This window comes from Streptomyces sp. NPDC001450 (assembly GCF_053597295.1).
Window position 1 is genome coordinate 131,103 of sequence record NZ_JBSFHY010000018.1, and the last position, 14,756, is coordinate 145,858.

Annotated in this window: 17 protein-coding genes; 4 read left to right on the forward strand and 13 right to left on the reverse strand. The window is 73.1% G+C overall.

The window, feature by feature from the left end; genetic code table 11:
• Positions 1-3 precede the first annotated feature (3 nt).
• Positions 4-396, reverse strand: a complete 393-nt coding sequence (locus tag ACWC5O_RS21540; RefSeq protein ID WP_450588919.1) for a hypothetical protein — start codon at positions 394-396, stop codon at positions 4-6.
• 122 nt (positions 397-518) lie between these two features.
• On the opposite strand from ACWC5O_RS21540, the gene ACWC5O_RS21545 reads away from it, so the two are divergent.
• Positions 519-953, forward strand: coding sequence for a DnaJ family domain-containing protein (locus ACWC5O_RS21545; RefSeq protein ID WP_450588917.1), 435 nt, complete (start codon positions 519-521; stop codon positions 951-953).
• A 4-nt stretch (positions 954-957) separates the two neighbouring features.
• On the opposite strand, the gene ACWC5O_RS21550 is transcribed toward ACWC5O_RS21545, so the two are convergent.
• From ACWC5O_RS21550 to ACWC5O_RS21560, 3 genes are all read right to left on the reverse strand, one after another.
• Positions 958-1,482 carry a hypothetical protein gene (locus tag ACWC5O_RS21550; RefSeq protein WP_450588915.1) on the reverse strand — a complete coding sequence of 175 codons (525 nt, stop codon included), beginning with the start codon at positions 1,480-1,482 and terminating at the stop codon, positions 958-960.
• Positions 1,483-1,547: 65 nt separating this feature from the next.
• Complete coding sequence (locus ACWC5O_RS21555) at positions 1,548-1,961, reverse strand: nuclear transport factor 2 family protein (RefSeq protein WP_450588914.1); 414 nt, start codon at positions 1,959-1,961, stop codon at positions 1,548-1,550.
• 87 nt (positions 1,962-2,048) lie between these two features.
• On the reverse strand, positions 2,049-2,768 hold the full coding sequence (locus ACWC5O_RS21560; protein ID WP_450588913.1) for a helix-turn-helix transcriptional regulator: 720 nt from the start codon (positions 2,766-2,768) through the stop codon (positions 2,049-2,051).
• A gap of 255 nt (positions 2,769-3,023) precedes the next feature.
• On the opposite strand from ACWC5O_RS21560, the gene ACWC5O_RS21565 reads away from it, so the two are divergent.
• Positions 3,024-3,542: a GNAT family N-acetyltransferase gene (locus ACWC5O_RS21565; RefSeq protein ID WP_450588911.1), complete on the forward strand. Its 519-nt coding sequence runs from the start codon at positions 3,024-3,026 to the stop codon at positions 3,540-3,542.
• On the opposite strand, the gene ACWC5O_RS21570 is transcribed toward ACWC5O_RS21565, so the two are convergent.
• Positions 3,535-5,574, reverse strand: coding sequence for a DHA2 family efflux MFS transporter permease subunit (locus ACWC5O_RS21570; RefSeq protein ID WP_450588910.1), 2,040 nt, complete (start codon positions 5,572-5,574; stop codon positions 3,535-3,537). The genes ACWC5O_RS21565 and ACWC5O_RS21570 overlap by 8 nt on opposite strands.
• Positions 5,575-5,738: 164 nt before the next feature.
• On the opposite strand from ACWC5O_RS21570, the gene ACWC5O_RS21575 reads away from it, so the two are divergent.
• Complete coding sequence (locus ACWC5O_RS21575; protein ID WP_450588909.1) at positions 5,739-6,680, forward strand: peptidoglycan-binding domain-containing protein; 942 nt, start codon at positions 5,739-5,741, stop codon at positions 6,678-6,680.
• Positions 6,681-6,747: 67 nt separating this feature from the next.
• Here the strand turns inward: ACWC5O_RS21575 and ACWC5O_RS21580 are convergent, their stop codons facing one another.
• Together ACWC5O_RS21580 and ACWC5O_RS21585 are read right to left on the reverse strand one after the other, a co-directional pair.
• Positions 6,748-7,413, reverse strand: coding sequence for an HAD-IA family hydrolase (locus tag ACWC5O_RS21580; protein ID WP_450588907.1), 666 nt, complete (start codon positions 7,411-7,413; stop codon positions 6,748-6,750).
• A 290-nt stretch (positions 7,414-7,703) separates the two neighbouring features.
• Positions 7,704-8,291, reverse strand: coding sequence for a TMEM165/GDT1 family protein (locus ACWC5O_RS21585; protein WP_450589124.1), 588 nt, complete (start codon positions 8,289-8,291; stop codon positions 7,704-7,706).
• A gap of 378 nt (positions 8,292-8,669) precedes the next feature.
• On the opposite strand from ACWC5O_RS21585, the gene ACWC5O_RS21590 reads away from it, so the two are divergent.
• Complete coding sequence (locus ACWC5O_RS21590) at positions 8,670-9,314, forward strand: HNH endonuclease family protein (protein WP_450588906.1); 645 nt, start codon at positions 8,670-8,672, stop codon at positions 9,312-9,314.
• Positions 9,315-9,391: 77 nt separating this feature from the next.
• Here the strand turns inward: ACWC5O_RS21590 and ACWC5O_RS21595 are convergent, their stop codons facing one another.
• The 6 genes from ACWC5O_RS21595 to ACWC5O_RS21620 all read right to left on the reverse strand — a co-directional run bounded on the left by ACWC5O_RS21595 (position 9,392) and on the right by ACWC5O_RS21620 (position 14,742).
• Positions 9,392-9,943, reverse strand: a complete 552-nt coding sequence (locus ACWC5O_RS21595; protein WP_450589122.1) for a DedA family protein — start codon at positions 9,941-9,943, stop codon at positions 9,392-9,394.
• 252 nt (positions 9,944-10,195) lie between these two features.
• Positions 10,196-10,648, reverse strand: a complete 453-nt coding sequence (locus tag ACWC5O_RS21600) for a DoxX family protein (protein WP_450588904.1) — start codon at positions 10,646-10,648, stop codon at positions 10,196-10,198.
• A gap of 122 nt (positions 10,649-10,770) precedes the next feature.
• The gene (locus ACWC5O_RS21605; protein ID WP_450588902.1) at positions 10,771-12,693 is read right to left on the reverse strand and encodes an FAD/NAD(P)-binding protein; all 1,923 of its coding nucleotides are present in this window, start codon (positions 12,691-12,693) and stop codon (positions 10,771-10,773) included.
• 145 nt (positions 12,694-12,838) lie between these two features.
• Entirely contained in the window at positions 12,839-13,420 is a 582-nt protein-coding gene (locus tag ACWC5O_RS21610; protein ID WP_450588901.1) for a GNAT family N-acetyltransferase, read from the reverse strand.
• Between the two features lie 29 nt (positions 13,421-13,449).
• On the reverse strand, positions 13,450-14,391 hold the full coding sequence (locus ACWC5O_RS21615) for a MerR family transcriptional regulator (protein ID WP_450588899.1): 942 nt from the start codon (positions 14,389-14,391) through the stop codon (positions 13,450-13,452).
• Between the two features lie 117 nt (positions 14,392-14,508).
• On the reverse strand, positions 14,509-14,742 hold the full coding sequence (locus tag ACWC5O_RS21620; RefSeq protein ID WP_450588897.1) for a DUF2277 domain-containing protein: 234 nt from the start codon (positions 14,740-14,742) through the stop codon (positions 14,509-14,511).
• Positions 14,743-14,756: the final 14 nt, after the last annotated feature.

The window sequence follows — 14,756 nt, forward strand, 5'->3', positions numbered from 1 at the left end:
GGCTCACGCCTCGTGGTAGAAGCCCACGTTGATGCTGCGCGGCGCGGTGCGGTCCTGCACGATGACCTCGCCGGAGCCGCCGCGCGGCAGCGTCACGACCCCGCCGTAGGCGATGGTCTGCGCGTACTCGCCGACGATCAGCCGTACTTCGGCGGACGGCTCGGCCTGCGAGCCGCGCAGCCAGGACAGTTGCCAGCCGCCGTCGGGGCCGCACAGGAACTCCAGGTGGACCCGGGAGACGAACAGCCAGTCCTCGGGCGTGACCAGCCGGCACACGGACGCGTCCCGGCCCACCCGGAGCACGGCGCCCGGCTCGCTGGGCGCGTCGGCCATCATCATGCCGGCCGTGGCGCCCGCGTCGGCCCCGGAGACGGTGGCCATGGTCAGTTCGAGCACGTGCGTTCCCCCTGGAGGACCCGAAGAAGCTGAGACGTCGGAAACGTCCTTGTGCGGTGTCTGCGTGCACCGCCGCCGCATGATAAAACGCCCGGCCGGGCCGCGTCCGGCACAATGGGTTCATGACCGAGCGAAAGCCACCGGGTGTCCCGTTCGAGTCCTGGGTCGATCACCAGATCCGCGTCGCCCAGCAGCGGGGGGAGTTCGATCATCTGCGGGGCGCGGGCGAGCCGCTGCCCGCCGACGTCGACTCCACGTACGACGAACTGTGGTGGGTCAAGCGGAAGATGGCCCGCGAGGGGCTGGCGGTGCTGCCCCCGGCGCTGGCGCTCCGCAAGGAGGCCGAGGACGCGCTCGCGGCGGCCTACGCGGCGCCCTCGGAGCGGATCGTCCGGAAGATCATCACCGACGTCAACGTGAAGATCCGCGACATGATGTTCAAGCCGCCGCCCGGACCGCCGCTGGGCAAGAAGCCGTACGACGTCGAGGAGGTCGTACGGGAGTGGCGGCAGCGGAGGGCTGCCGCCACGGGGGACGTTCCGGGGTCGCCGGGATAGCAGGTCAGAAGTGCAGCAGGCGTCCGGCCAGCTCCTCGTAGTCCCGCAGGGCCAGGCGCAACTGCTCGGTGTCGCTCTCCACTCCTTCCTGCCAGGACATGCGCAGGGTCCGGCGGCGCCGCGTCACGGCCTCGGTGAACCGCGTGGCGATCTCCTCCAGCTCCCGGTCGGCCTCCTCGACCGCGGCGCGCGGCGCGTCGACGAACCCGGCGGCCGTCTGCAGCAGCCGGGTCTCCCACTGCTCCCGCTCCGCGTGCGGCAGCAGCGGGACCCGCAGCCCGATGCCCTCCGGTCCGGGCGGCGCCGGCCAGGCGTCCGCCGCCCGGCCCTCCGTCGTCGCCGCCTCACGTCCGGTGATCTCACCCGGGGAGGGCACGCCGAGCCCGTCCTCGGGCATCTCGTCGTCCACCGCGCCGGCCTCCCGATGCGGCGTGACACTACCCGGGGCCTGCTCCCCACGCGCATCCGCCGTCAGGCCCTCCGCAGCGGGTGCGGGCCGCACGGGCCCGGTCTCCCAGTCCTTGACCATGGCCCACCTCTCCTTCGGCCGTCTCTCCCCCCGGGTGACCCCGGCAGGCGGGCCACAAACGGCCGTCAGGGCGCGAAGCGGCGCAGTCCGGTCACCGACCACACGGTCGCGATGCGCCCGTCCACCACCTCGAACAGGTCGATCCCGCTCTTGTGGACCCCGCCCGGCCCGGTCACGTACCAGCGGCAGGCGGCCTGCCCCAGGGCACCGTCCACCAGCGGGGTCCCTTCGACGGCGTACCTCAGCCCCGGCCTTTCCGTGCGGAAGGCGGAGATGAAGGCGACGATGCCGGCCGGGCCGTGGATCTCGTCGGTGGCCGCGTTGTCGGGGTCGTTGCCGAAGCGGATGCGGAAGTCGGGCGCGAGGAAGGCCTCCGGGTCGCTGTAGTCGCCGTTCCACAGGGCGGTCCAGCGGTCGAAGAGGGTGCTGCCGGTGGTGGGGGTGAGGGTGCCGGCCGTCGGGGATGTCGTGGTCGTCATGACTGGTGCCTCCGGTGTGGGTCTCGCTGATCGGAACGGGCACCAGCCTCCGCCCCGCCCGCGACACCCCCCTGTCGGTGATTGCCGTCACATTCCCAGCTCGCCGAGGGGGACGAGGTCCGAGCCGAGGGTGTCGAGCGCGGCCAGGTCGACGGCGCGCTCCGGGGCCCGCTCGTCGAGGGCCGTGACCGTACGGATGCGGTCGAGGCGGAAGCCGCGCGGGGCGTCCCGCAGCCGGCACCACGCGGCCAGGTACCAGTGCTCCTCGCCGCCGAGGAAGGCGAGCGGTTCGACGTCGCGGGCGGAGGCGGCGCCCGCCGCGTCGGCGTACTCCAGGCGCAGCACCTTCCCCGCCGACAGCGCCTCCCGCAGCACGGCGGGCACCACCGGCTCGGCGCTCCGGGCCGGGCGCGCGGCCGGTACGAGCAGCCGCACCCGCCCGGCCAGTTCCGCCGCCGCCCGCCGCTCCCGGCCGGGCATCACGGCCAGCATCTTGTGCAGCGCGCTGCGCGCGTCCGCCGCGAACGGCGTCCCGGCGAGGGCGTGCAGCCCGACGGCCAGGGCGGTCGCCTCGGCCGGGGTGATGGTCAGCGGGGGCAGGGTGCGCTCCCGGTCGAGGACGTACCCGCCGGTGCGGCCCGGCTCGGCGTGGATCGGCACCCCGGACTGCTGCAGGGCCAGCAGGTCCCGCTCGATGGTGCGGACGCTGACCTCGAAGCGCCGGGCCAGCGCACGGGCGCTGCGCGGCCGGGGAGCAGCGGCGCGCAGCTCCTCGACCAGGGCGTAGAGACGGTCGGTTCGGTTCACGACGGACAGTCTGCGGAATTTCCCGCGACCGGCGTGTCGATTCCGCGGCGGCCCGTTCGGCACAAGGGTGACGCGGGGGTGAGGAGACCTGGGGTCCGCGGCGCGCCCTGGAACCGGCCCGGGAGGCGGCCGGCGGCTGTCCGGTGATCCGGGCGACCTCGGCGAGGAGCACATCGAGTGGCGCGGGACGCGGGTGCTGGACTCGCCGCAGGTCACCCATATTCGCTTGCGGAGGGTCCGCGACGGCGCCCGAGAATGGCCCGCATGACCTGGACGATCACCCCGGAACCGTACGACTGCCCGGCCGCCGCCGCACTGTGGCGGGCGTACTACACGGAGGTCAGCGACCGCTGGTACCTCCTGCACGAGGGGCACCGTACCGACCCGGACGAGCTGGAGCGTGAGATCGCGGCCGCGACCGGCGCCGAACTCGCCCCACCCGCCGGGCGGTTGCTGATCGCCCGGTACGACGGTGCGCCGGCCGGCTCGGCGGGCGTACGGCTGCTCGACGCGGACACGGCAGAACTCACCCGGGTGTTCGTGCACGAGGGGATGCGCGGCCGGGGCGGGGCCGCGCTCCTGGTCGCCGCCGCCGAGGAGGCCGCCCGCGCCCTGGGTGCCCGGCGGCTGATCCTCGACACGCGCAGCGACCTGGTGGAGGCCCGCGCCCTGTACGCCCGCCTCGGTTACACGGAGACGGGGCCCCACAACGACGACCAGTACGCCGAACACTGGTTCCGCAAGGACCTGTCGGCCCCCGAGACCGTCAGCTGAGCTCGGTCGCCGCCCCGTCACGCGGCCGCTCGCGCTCCGAGCCGCACAGTTCGCCGGTGAGTTCCTTCACCAGCTGGACCAGGTCGGTGGAGCGGCCCGGCTGCCACCAGTCGCCGAGCAGTTCGGCCAGGGACTCCTCGCGGGCCTCGGCGAGCCGTTCGGCGACCTCGCGGCCGGACTCGGTGAGCGTCAGGTCCAGGCCCCAGCGGGCGACCAGGTGCCGCTCCTCGAGCTGGCGTTCGGCGGCGAGGACGGCCTGCACCGGGACGTCGGTGCGCTCGGCGAGCTGCCCCGGTTCCACCGAGCCGTACCTGCGGATGCGCAGCAGCATCCAGCCGGCGGCGGGCAGCAGGTCGTACCCGGCCCGCTCGGTGATCTTCCGGTAGATCTCGCGGCGTCCCTCGCGGGTGCCGAGCACGGACAGCGCGCGGCACACCTCGTCGTAGGAGGAGCGTTCGACCGGGTTGGGCGCGATGGTCTCGGAGACGTCCGGCGCGGTGACCGAGCCGCGCAGCCGGTCCTCCTTCAGGAACCACGCCAGCACGAAGCCGAGGAGGGCGACCGGGGCGGCGTACAGGAAGACGTCGGTGATGGAGGACGAGAACGCGTGCAGGGCCGCCGGGCGCAGCGAGGCCGGCAGGGCGGCGATGCCGCGCGGGTCGGACTGGAGCGAGTCGGCCGAGACACCGGGCGGCAGGCGCACGCCCCGGAAGGCGTCGGCGAGCTTGTCGCCGAGACCGCTCGCGAAGACGGTGCCGAAGACGGCGACGCCGAAGGAGGCACCGATGGAGCGGAAGAACGTGGCGCCGGAGGTGGCGACGCCCAGGTCCTCGTACGAGACCGCGTTCTGCACGATGAGGATGAGTACCTGCATGACCAGGCCGAGGCCCAGGCCGAACACGAAGAAGCAGACGCTCATCTCGGCGGTCGAGCTGTGCTCGTCCAGCCGGTGCAGCAGGAGCAGGCCGAAGGCGGTGACTGCGGTGCCCGTGATCGGGAAGACCTTCCAGCGGCCGGTGCGGCTGACGATCTGCCCGGAGGCGGTCGAGGACAGCAGCAGGCCGATCACCATCGGCAGCATGTGCACGCCGGACATGGTCGGCGAGATGCCGTGCACGACCTGGAGGAAGGTCGGCAGATAGGTCATCGCGCCGAACATGGCGAAGCCGACGATGAAGCTGATGACGGCGGCGAGGGTGAAGGTGCGGATGCGGAACAGCCCCAGCGGCAGGACGGGTTCGGCGGCCCGCCGCTCGACGGCGACGAACAGGGCGGCGAGGGCGACGCCCAGCACGGCGAGCCCGATGATCTGCGGCGAGCCCCACGCCCACGTCGTACCGCCGAGGGAGGCGACCAGCACCAGGCAGGTGGCGACCGCGGCGATCAGAAAGGTGCCGAGGTAGTCGATGACGTGGCGGGCGGCCCGGCGCGGGATGTGCAGGGCGGTGGCGATCACGGCGAGGGCGACGATGCCGACGGGCAGGTTGACGTAGAACACCCAGCGCCAGCTCAGATGCTCGGTGAGCAACCCGCCGAGCAGCGGCCCGAGCACACTGGTCGCACCGAACACGGCTCCGAACAGCCCCTGGTAGCGCCCGCGTTCACGCGGCGGCACGATGTCGCCGACGATCGCCATCGACAGCACCATCAGCCCGCCGCCGCCCAGCCCCTGCAGCGCCCGGAAGCCGATCAACTGCGGCATGTTCTGCGCCATGCCGCACAACGCGGACCCGACGAGGAAGATCACGATCGCGGTCTGGAACAGCTTCTTGCGCCCGTACTGGTCACCGAGCTTGCCCCACAGCGGGGTGGCGGCGGTCGCGGCGAGCAGATAGGCGGTGACGACCCACGACAGATGTTCCAGCCCGCCCAGCTCGCTGACGATGGTGGGCAGCGCGGTGGACACGATGGTCTGGTCGAGCGCGGCGAGCAGCAGTCCGAGCAGCAGGGCACCGATCGAGACGAGGACGTTGCCGGGGACCTGCTCGGCGGCCTTCATCCCCTTCGCCGCGTCGTGCGTGTCCAGGGGCATGGAGACCTCCCGGGATCTCGGGTGCACTCCTACCATCCTCGGCGGTGTGGCCGTTTATGGCCTGTTGAGGTCCCTCTGTGGCCGGTTTGCCGCGTGTCCCGGTTCGGCGGATGTGGAGGACGTCTGCATAAACTCGGGAGTTCCCGAGGGGAGGGGACTTACGCGTGACAAAACCGACGGGCCACACCTGCCCGGAATGCGGGGCGCCGAGGGGGGCGGACAACACCCCGTCCTGCGACTGCACCCAGCGGGCGTCCGACGCCCTGCGCGAGGAGCGTACGGCGCAGGCGGCAGCGGCGGAGGACTTCAACCCGCTGCGCATCCGCCCGTACGTCGAGGTCGCGGACGCGGGCGCGGACGCCTCCGACGAGGGCGCGGCGGCGCAGACGCGCCCGGTGCCGGCTGTCGAGGCCACTCTTCCCCTGCGCCCGATGCCCGGCGCGAGCGCCGCCGACCTGAGCCTCTTCGAGCAGGAGCCACCGCACGAGCCCGAGGCGAGCCCGCCGGACGAGGAGCCCCGGCGCCGTTCCCGCCGTACGGTCCTGCTGTCCGTCGCGGGTGCGGCGATCGCGGTCGTGGCGGCGGCCGGCATGGCGAGCGGGCTGTTCTCGTACCACCCGCCGGCCCGGGACCGGGCGGCCCAGGAGGTTCGCCCGAGCGTCCCGGACTCGACGACACCGGGCACCTCATCGGCCCCCGCGCCACCCGCCCGGCCCCGCCCTTCCTCACCGCCCGCGCCCCCGTCGCCGGACCCGACCCCGACCCCGACGGCCACGTCCGCTTCTCCGACCCCCACCCGCTCCTACAGCCCGTCCCCCTCCGCCTCCCCCACCCCCTCGACGACGGTCAGGGGCACCCCGAACGCGGCGCCCACCGCCTCCGCGCCGGTGCTGCGGCGCGGCGACCAGGGTCCCGAGGTCACGGAACTCCAGCTCCGCCTCAAGCAGTTGAACCTCTACGACGACCAGGTGAACGGCGTCTTCACGGGCTCCGTGGAGGACGCGGTGCGCACCTACCAGTGGGCCCGGGGCATCACCGACGACCCTCTCGGCGTGTACGGTCCGGCCACCCGGGAGAGCCTGGAGTCGGAGACGACGCAGCCGTGAGCTGCGCTGTCAGCGCGTCCGGCGTTCGAGGGCGAGAAGCAAGGTCGAGAAGCGGGCGAAACCCGCCTCAGCCCACGTGCAGCCGGATGGATCCGTCCCCCACGGCCTCGACCCGCACCTGCGTGAGATCCCGCACGACGACATCGGGCCCGTGGACGCCGGCCCGCGGCCCCACCCCCACCACCCGCATCCCGGCGGCCCGCCCAGCGGCGATACCCGCACCGGAGTCCTCGAAGACCACGCAGTCCCCCGGATCGATCCCCAGCTCGGCAGCCCCCTTCAGGAACCCCTCGGGATCGGGCTTGCTCGCGCCGACCGACTCGGCCGTGATCCGCACCTCGGGCAACGGCAGCCCGGCGGCAGCCATACGCGCGGTGGACAGGGCGACGTCGGCGGAGGTGACCAGCGCGTGCGGCACGCCCCGCAGCGAGGCGAGGAAGGCGGCCGCACCCGGGACCTCGACGACACCCTCCACGTCGGCGGTCTCCTGCGCGAGCATGCGGGCGTTGTCGGCGAGGTTCTGCTCCACCGGCCGGTCGGGCAGCAGCACCGCCATCGAGGCGTGACCCTGCCGCCCGTGGACGACCTTCATCACCTCGTCGCCGTCCAGCCCGTGCCGCTCGGCCCAGCGCCGCCAGATGCGCTCGACCGCGGCGTCCGAGTTGACGAGGGTGCCGTCCATGTCGAGCAGGAGGGCGCGGGCGGTGAGGACGGTGAGGGCGGTGGCCGGCATCGGCAGCTCCAAAAGGGGAGAACGGAACAAGGCGGCCCCGCCCGCCGGTCAGGGAAAACGGGCGGGAGCCACTTTGTTCCCCCACGGTACAAAACCTGGCCGGGTCCCGCCACCGCATCCCGCGAGGGTTCACCGAACGTTCAAACAGCTTCTGGCGAGGGAACGTGCAGCGGACAGCCGAACGGGTGGGTACGTTGAGGAACTTCGCCAGCGGTGCCCGTTGCGCAAACCCGCCGCTTCAGCCGATGCCCGTTGCGCGAACCCGCCGCTTCAGCGACGGGTGGTCGACCTCAGCCCGCCACGGCCTCATACAGGCTCCACACGCCGAGCCCCAGCATCAGCAGGGCCGCGACCTGCGTGATCAGCCGCAGCGGCACCCGCCTCATCAGGGCCCTTCCGCCGACGATGCCGAGCCCCGCCACCGCCCACAGCCCAAGGACCGCGCCGAGACCGACGGAGATCGGGGCGTCGTAACGGGCGGCGAGGTTGGCGGTCATGATCTGGGTGAGGTCACCGAACTCGGCGACGAGGATGAGCATGAAGCCCGTGCCCGCGACCTTCCAGAAGGACTGGTCGGCCGGCCTGCGGATCTTCTCGTCGTCATCGACCCCGCCCTTCTGCATCAGCAGCATCGCGGCACCACCGAGGAAGAGGACACCGGTGAGCGCGTGCACGATCTGCTGGGGCAGCAGGGTCAGCACGCTGCCGGCCGCGACGGCGAGCACGACATGCAGCAGGAAGGCGGCGGCGACGCCCGCGAAGACGTACGAGGCGCGGTAGCGGGTGCCGAGGACGAGCCCGGCGAGCGCGGTCTTGTCCGGCAGTTCGGCAAGGAAGACGACACCGAACACGAGCGCCGTCACGGTGATGCTGATCAACATTCCTCAATCGGTCGGGGAGCTGCCCCACCGAGAGTGCTGAACCTCACATGAGACACCTCGGCATGGCAGCACACTCGGCGCCCGTGCCGTGGGGCACGGGCGTGCACTGCTTGCCGAAGGTCTCGCTGGGCGGTCCTGGAAGGATCCGCCTCCGGGCGCCGGCTCAGGCTGGCTGAGCAGTATGTCGACGGTCCGGCGAAGAGCTACTCCCCTTCTGCGCATCCCATAGTACGGGACACGAAAGTTCCGCCGTAAAGCTTGTCGTGTCATGAACACGTCACTAAGTTCTTACCGAGCGCTCACCCTCTGGCAACACGGCACCGCGAGCATTCCCTCGCTCGCGCTCCAACACCCCCACCCCACCAGGGAGTTCGCATGCCGAAGTTCTACGCGCGTCGACGCCTGAGCATACTCGCCACCCTTACCGGACTCATAGCCTCCGCCGCCCTGTTCAACTCCCCGAGCGCCTCCGCCGCCCTCCCCACCCCGGTCAGCGCCGCCACCGCCCGCAGCTACCTCTCCCAGCTGACCGTGGCCACCGAGGACCGCACCGGTTACAGCCGCTCCCTGTTCCCGCACTGGATCACCATCAGCGGCTCCTGCAACACCCGCGAGACGGTCCTCAAGCGGGACGGCTCGAACGTCGTCACCGACTCCTCCTGCGCGGCCACCAGCGGCAGTTGGTACTCCCCGTACGACGGCGCCACCTGGACCGCAGCCTCCGACCTGGACATCGACCACCTCGTCCCGCTCGCCGAGGCCTGGGACTCCGGCGCCAGCCGGTGGACCACCGCCGAGCGCCAGGCCTTCGCCAACGACCTGACCCGCCCGCAGCTCATCGCCGTCACCGACAACGTGAACCAGGCCAAGGGCGACCAGGACCCGGCCACCTGGATGCCCTCGGTCACGTCCTACCGCTGCACCTACGTCCGCGCCTGGGTCCAGGTGAAGTACTACTACGACCTCTCGGTCGACTCCGCGGAGAAGACCGCGCTGACGAACTACCTGGCGAACTGCTGATCGCTGCCGCTCCTCCGCCCTTCGCCACCACCGCCCGCGGGCGGGCCGTCGCGGAGGGCGGCCGGCTGTCCGGACGACTACGCCGGCCGCCGCCGCACCAGAAAGCCGGCCGCGGCCCCGGCCCCGAACAGTGCCGCCACCGAGACACCCGTGGCCAGCCAGGTGGCGCCCAGCCAGCGGGCGCCGTAGTAGCCGAGGGCGACGCTGTAGGCGGCCCAGGACAGGCCCGCCAGGGCGGACCAGGGGACGAAGTCGCGGGCGCGGCGGTGGGCGGCGCCCGCGCAGAACGAGACGACCGAGCGGCCGGCGGGGGCGAAGCGGGCCAGGACGACCAGGGCACCGCCGCCCCGGGACAGGGCCTCGCCGAGACGTTCCTGCGCGGCGGTCAGGCGGCGGGACCGGGCGATCGCGCGGTCCAGGCGCTCACCGCCCCGCCAGGCCAGCCGGTAGGCCACCAGGTCACCGAGGACCGAGGCGGTCGCGGCGGAGAGGATCAGGGCGAAGATGTCCGGCACGTCACCCGTCGCCGCGCCCGAACCCGCCGCCGCCGCCGTGGCCGCCGTGATCACGAGCACTCCGCTCGGCAGCACGGGCACGAACACGTCGAGCAGCACCGACAGGGCCACCATGGCGTAGATCCATGGGCCGGCGGTCAGTGCCCCCACGCTCTCCCACACAACAACTCCCCCGTTGCTCCCCCATGACAGCCATACAGCGTACGCCGGGGGTGTGACAGGAGGTTCGCGGGGGCACATGTGATCGACACAGCGTGTTCACGCGCGTACTCGTGCGCGATGGTGCGCCTCCCCTCATGCGCGAAGGCGCCCCTCCCCGCGCAGCAGGAGAAGGGCGCCGTCGCCGGGCGAGGCGGGGCGGGGCGGTCAGGCCACCAGGGCCCGCTCCGCGGCCGACTGCCGCGTCCGGGCCGTACGCCGGGTGAACAGCCGGTCCAGGCCGAAGGCGCCGGAGCCGGTGAAGACCAGCAGGAAGAAGGCCCAGCAGAACAGGACCGGCAGCTCACCGCCGTTCTGGATCGGCCACAGGGCGGCCTGCTGGTGGACGTCGAAGTACGCGTACGCCATCGAGCCGGAGGCGATCAGCGCGGCGCCGCGGGTGCCGAGGCCGAGCAGGACCAGACCGCCGGCGACCAGCTGGATCACGGCCGCGTACCAGCCGGGCCAGGTGCCGGACGGGATCGTGCCGCCGTCGGTGCCGGCGGCGCCGCCGAGGACGCCGAAGAGCGAGGCGGCGCCGTGCACGGCGAACAGCAGGCCGATGACGATGCGGAAGAGGCCGATGACGTACGGCTGAGCGGAGTTGAGACGTGCGGACATGGGGGGGTGCTCCTCTTCGGTGTCGGTCGGGCCGGCCAGGCCGTCCGGCGTAGCCGGACAAAGCGGTGCCAGGCCGGTCGTGGGGGCGGCGGTACCGAACGAGGGACCCAGGTTAGGCGGACCTAATTCATGCTTGCAAGTTCAACATTTGGCCATGGTTCCACTTCCGCTTGCGGTTCCGTCTCGGCCGCGGCCGCACGTAGGACGGCTCGCGCCACCGCGTCGGCGTCCGAAAGCGTGACCGAATCCACCCCTGGACGGGCGCCCGCGGCGGTCACCCAGTGCACGCCCTCCGTCGGCACACCGAACGCGAACCGCCTTGTGTGCACCCGGCCTTGACGGTCGATCAGACGATAGGGCCGCCGTGTCACATCCAGCCCTCCGGTTTCGTAACCGTCCACGGTGTGCGGCCGGCAGCCGCCGCTCGCCAGCAGCCCCGCGAGCAACTCGTCCGCCGTCCGCCGCAGATCGGGTTCCGGAAGCCGCGCCTCTATGAGGGTCGTCACACGCACCGACGACCCCGGCACGTCCGGTGAGTGGGCCACCCACGCCCCCTGCTCGGCCCGCACGTCGAGACGCGGACCCAGCACCTCGACCACGCCCGCCTCGACCAGGGCCGCCAGTTCCTCGATCCGGCGGCGGGGCGGGCCGATGGACAGGAAGGCGTTGAGCGGGGTGTACCAGCGGTCCAGGTGCGCACGCCGGGAGTCGCCGGTCAGGCCGCCGTGGTCCACCACCAGGCGTATCTCGTTGCGCAGGTCGCGCAGCACGTCCAGCGCCGCCTTCAGCGGACCGCGTACGTTGCCCAGGGCGGCCTGCGCCGCGTCCTCGCGCAGATACGCCAGCAGCCACGCCCGCCACTGCCCGGCCTCCGCGAACTCCCGGTCCCCGTACGGCCGGGAGACCCGCTCCCAGCTCCAGCGGTCCTCGGCACCGACCCCGAACTCCGCCAGCAGCTCCGCCTCCCGCGGATCGCCGTGCGGCACGGCGAGGAAGCGGTCGGCGAAGTCGGGCCGGCCGGTCAGCGCGCCGTAGTAGACCGTCTCCACCTCCTTCGCGACCAACGGCCATATCTCCGAGAGGAAGTCGGGCGCCTCACCGGAGTCGGCGCGCTTGCGGAGGCCCGCTGTCACCTCCGGGGTGAGCACCAGCGGGAGGTGACGGCCGTACGGGCCCTTCGCGTTGTCACCGCGCGCCTGGTACGGCACCCCGCGCCGCGAACCCGCGTACAGGCGCGGCTCCCGCCCGGAGGGCCGGTAGCGCAGGACGCCGTCGGCAGCGCGGACGAAGCGGCCGCCCCGGCCGGTGGTCAGCAGTGCCATGTGGTCGAAGAAGTTGAGGCCCAGGCCGCGCAGCAGCACCGGTTCACCGGGCGCGAGCGGGGAGAGGTCGACGTCGGCCGGATTGGCGGGGGGTATGTGGCGCAGGCCGTGCCGCTCGGCGTGTCCGGCCGCCCGCTCCTGCTCCGCGTCCGCCGCCGTCGGCAGGTGTCCCTGGGCCAGGACCACCGCGGTCAGCCCGGGCAGCACCCGGCCGTCGTCGAGGGTGAGTGCCTGGCCACCGCCCGGGCCGTCGTCCAGCCGTACGGCACGGGCCCGGTGGGTCTCGACGCGCACCGCCCGCGGGGCCGCCCGGACGGTCCGCGCGAACACCCACTCCAGATAGCGGCCGTAGTGGGCGCGGGTGGGGTAGTCGTCCGGGCCCAGCTCGCCGTCCGCCCACTCGTGCAGGCTGGGGCCCGGGCTGATCGGGCCCGAGCAGTCCACGCTGGCGTCGGTGAACAGTGTCACCTGGCTCGCCACGGTGTTCATCAGCAGCTCGGCCGACTGCGCGGTCCGCCAGACCCGGCCCGGCCCGGGCGGCGCCGGGTCGATCACGTGGACCGTCAGCCGGGCGCCCGGTGGCAGGAGTTCCGGTGCGGAGGCGCAGAGGCGCTCCAGGACGCTGGTTCCGCGGGGTCCGGCCCCGACCAGGGCGACGGAGACCGTGGGGGATTCCTGGATCGGTGCAGACAACGGCGTGACTCCCGGGCGTGTGGGGCGCATGGCAGCAGACCGCCCACTGGAAGCGGACGGTCCGCCTCATCATGCCCGTCCGGGACTCGGCGGGCGGGCGGACCCCTGGCCCCACCCGCCCCAAGACACGTTTCACCGGCCCGAGTTGTCCGTCATTCCGGTCATGGACGCACACTCAGGGCGCGACGGCCGCCCGCTCCTGGCCGTACTCCCGAGCATGCACATGCCCGTCGAGCGGGAAGGCGGGCGGCGCCGCCGGCAGCAGCCGGGCCAACTCGTACCCGCACTTCTGCGCGACCCGGCACGAGGCCGCGTTGTCCGCCTGGTGGAGCAGTTCGAGGCGGGTCAGCCCGTCACCGCCGAAGGCCGCGAAGGCCCAGTCGGTCAAGGCGTGCAGCGCGCGCGGTGCCACTCCCCGGCCGCGTGCGGGGGCCGCCGTCCAGTACCCGACCTCGGCAAGGGGGGCGCCCGGGGCCTCGGCGAACTTCAGGACCGCGTGCCCCAGCACCCGCTCCGGCTCGGGGCCGGACTCCACGACGGCGAAGGCGAACCGGCGCCGCTCCTGCCACCCGCGCGCCTGATCCCCGATCCACCGGGCCGCGTCCGCCTCGTCCTCCACCGCCCCGCTGGTCCAGCGGCGCAGGGCGTCGTCGCGGTACGCCTCGACCAGCGCGGCCGCGTCTCCCGGGCACCAGGGCCTCAGCAGGAGAGCGGGGCCCGAGGGAGCGGCGGCCACCTCCAGACGTGCCGTGGGCATACGGTCCTCCCGATCGCTCGACGGCCCTGTCACCGGGCCGTTCCCGTGCTCAGCGCCTCAACTGCCCATTCGATCACGGGAGTCAGCGGATCCGGGGCGGGCCAGCCGTTGATCAGGGAGAGGAGTCGGGTGTACCGGTCCCAGCGGGGGTCGTTCACCGTGGCCAGGTGACGCACCAGCCAGGCGCGCAGCTCGGCGTCGTCGGGCCGGCCGACGGCGCCCGCGCAGGCCGCGGTGAGGCGTGTGACGACGGGCCCGGCCTGCGGCGACCCCGGATCGACCCCCGAGGACACGGCTGTCGCCACGACATCACGGGTGACGGCGACGACGTCCGGCCGTGGCGGCACGGCGGCGCCGTCGGACCGTGCGCCCGCCTGCTCCTCGACCAGCCCCCGCAACCGGGCCCGGAAGTCCGGGTCCAGGGACAGCTCCGCCAACTCCACCCACGCCGTGACCTGTTCCTCCGTGGGCCGGTCGGGCAGTTCGGGAGTCAGCGACCGCAGGGCGGCCGCGGAAGGGCCCGTACGATCCGCCCCGCCGCCGAAGACGGCGCCGAGGAAGTCGTCGATCAGGCGCCGGCGTTCGGCTTCGGACAGGGTGGCGAGCTGGTGCATGCGTTCCATCTCCTCGAGGGTGGCCTCGCGCCCGGCCGCCGCGACCAGCACCGCCCGCCGCAGCCGCAGGATGCCGATCTGCACGTCCAGGGCAGCGGCGTGCTCCGCGGCGACCCGGCCGAGCGGGAGGTCCCGGTCCAGGACACGGCGGATCGTGTCGAGGCCGAGCCCCAGCTCGCGCAGGGTCCGTACGAGGGCGAGACGGGCGACGGCGTCCGGGCCGTAGCGGCGGTAACCGGCGGGCGTGCGGTCGGCCGGCGGCACCAGGCCGCGATCGGAGTAGAGCCGGATCGTCTTGACCGTCAGCCCGGTACGCCGGGCCAGCTCACCGATCGAGTACAGGGTGCCGCCGTCCATGACCCCACCTTCGGGTCTCCCCCTGCGGGAGACTCAAGTGCCCGACGATGGCACGGGCAGCGCGACCGGCCCGGGCGGCGGCCGGTCGCCGCCGCGGGCACCTGCGGACGCGGGCCCCTACCCCGCCGCCCCGCGCACGGACTGCCCCCGCACCTCCAGCCCGCCCAGCAGTTCCGCCGTGGCCTCCGCCACGGCCCGCACGGCCTGTTCGAAGACCTCGCGGTTGTGGGCGGCGGGCGCCCGGAACCCCGAGACCTTCCGCACGTACTGCAACGCGGCGGCATGGATGTCGTCCTCGGTGGCCTCATCGGGCAGTACGGGCGGACGCAGCGTCTTGATACTCCGGCACATGCCCCCAGTCTCAC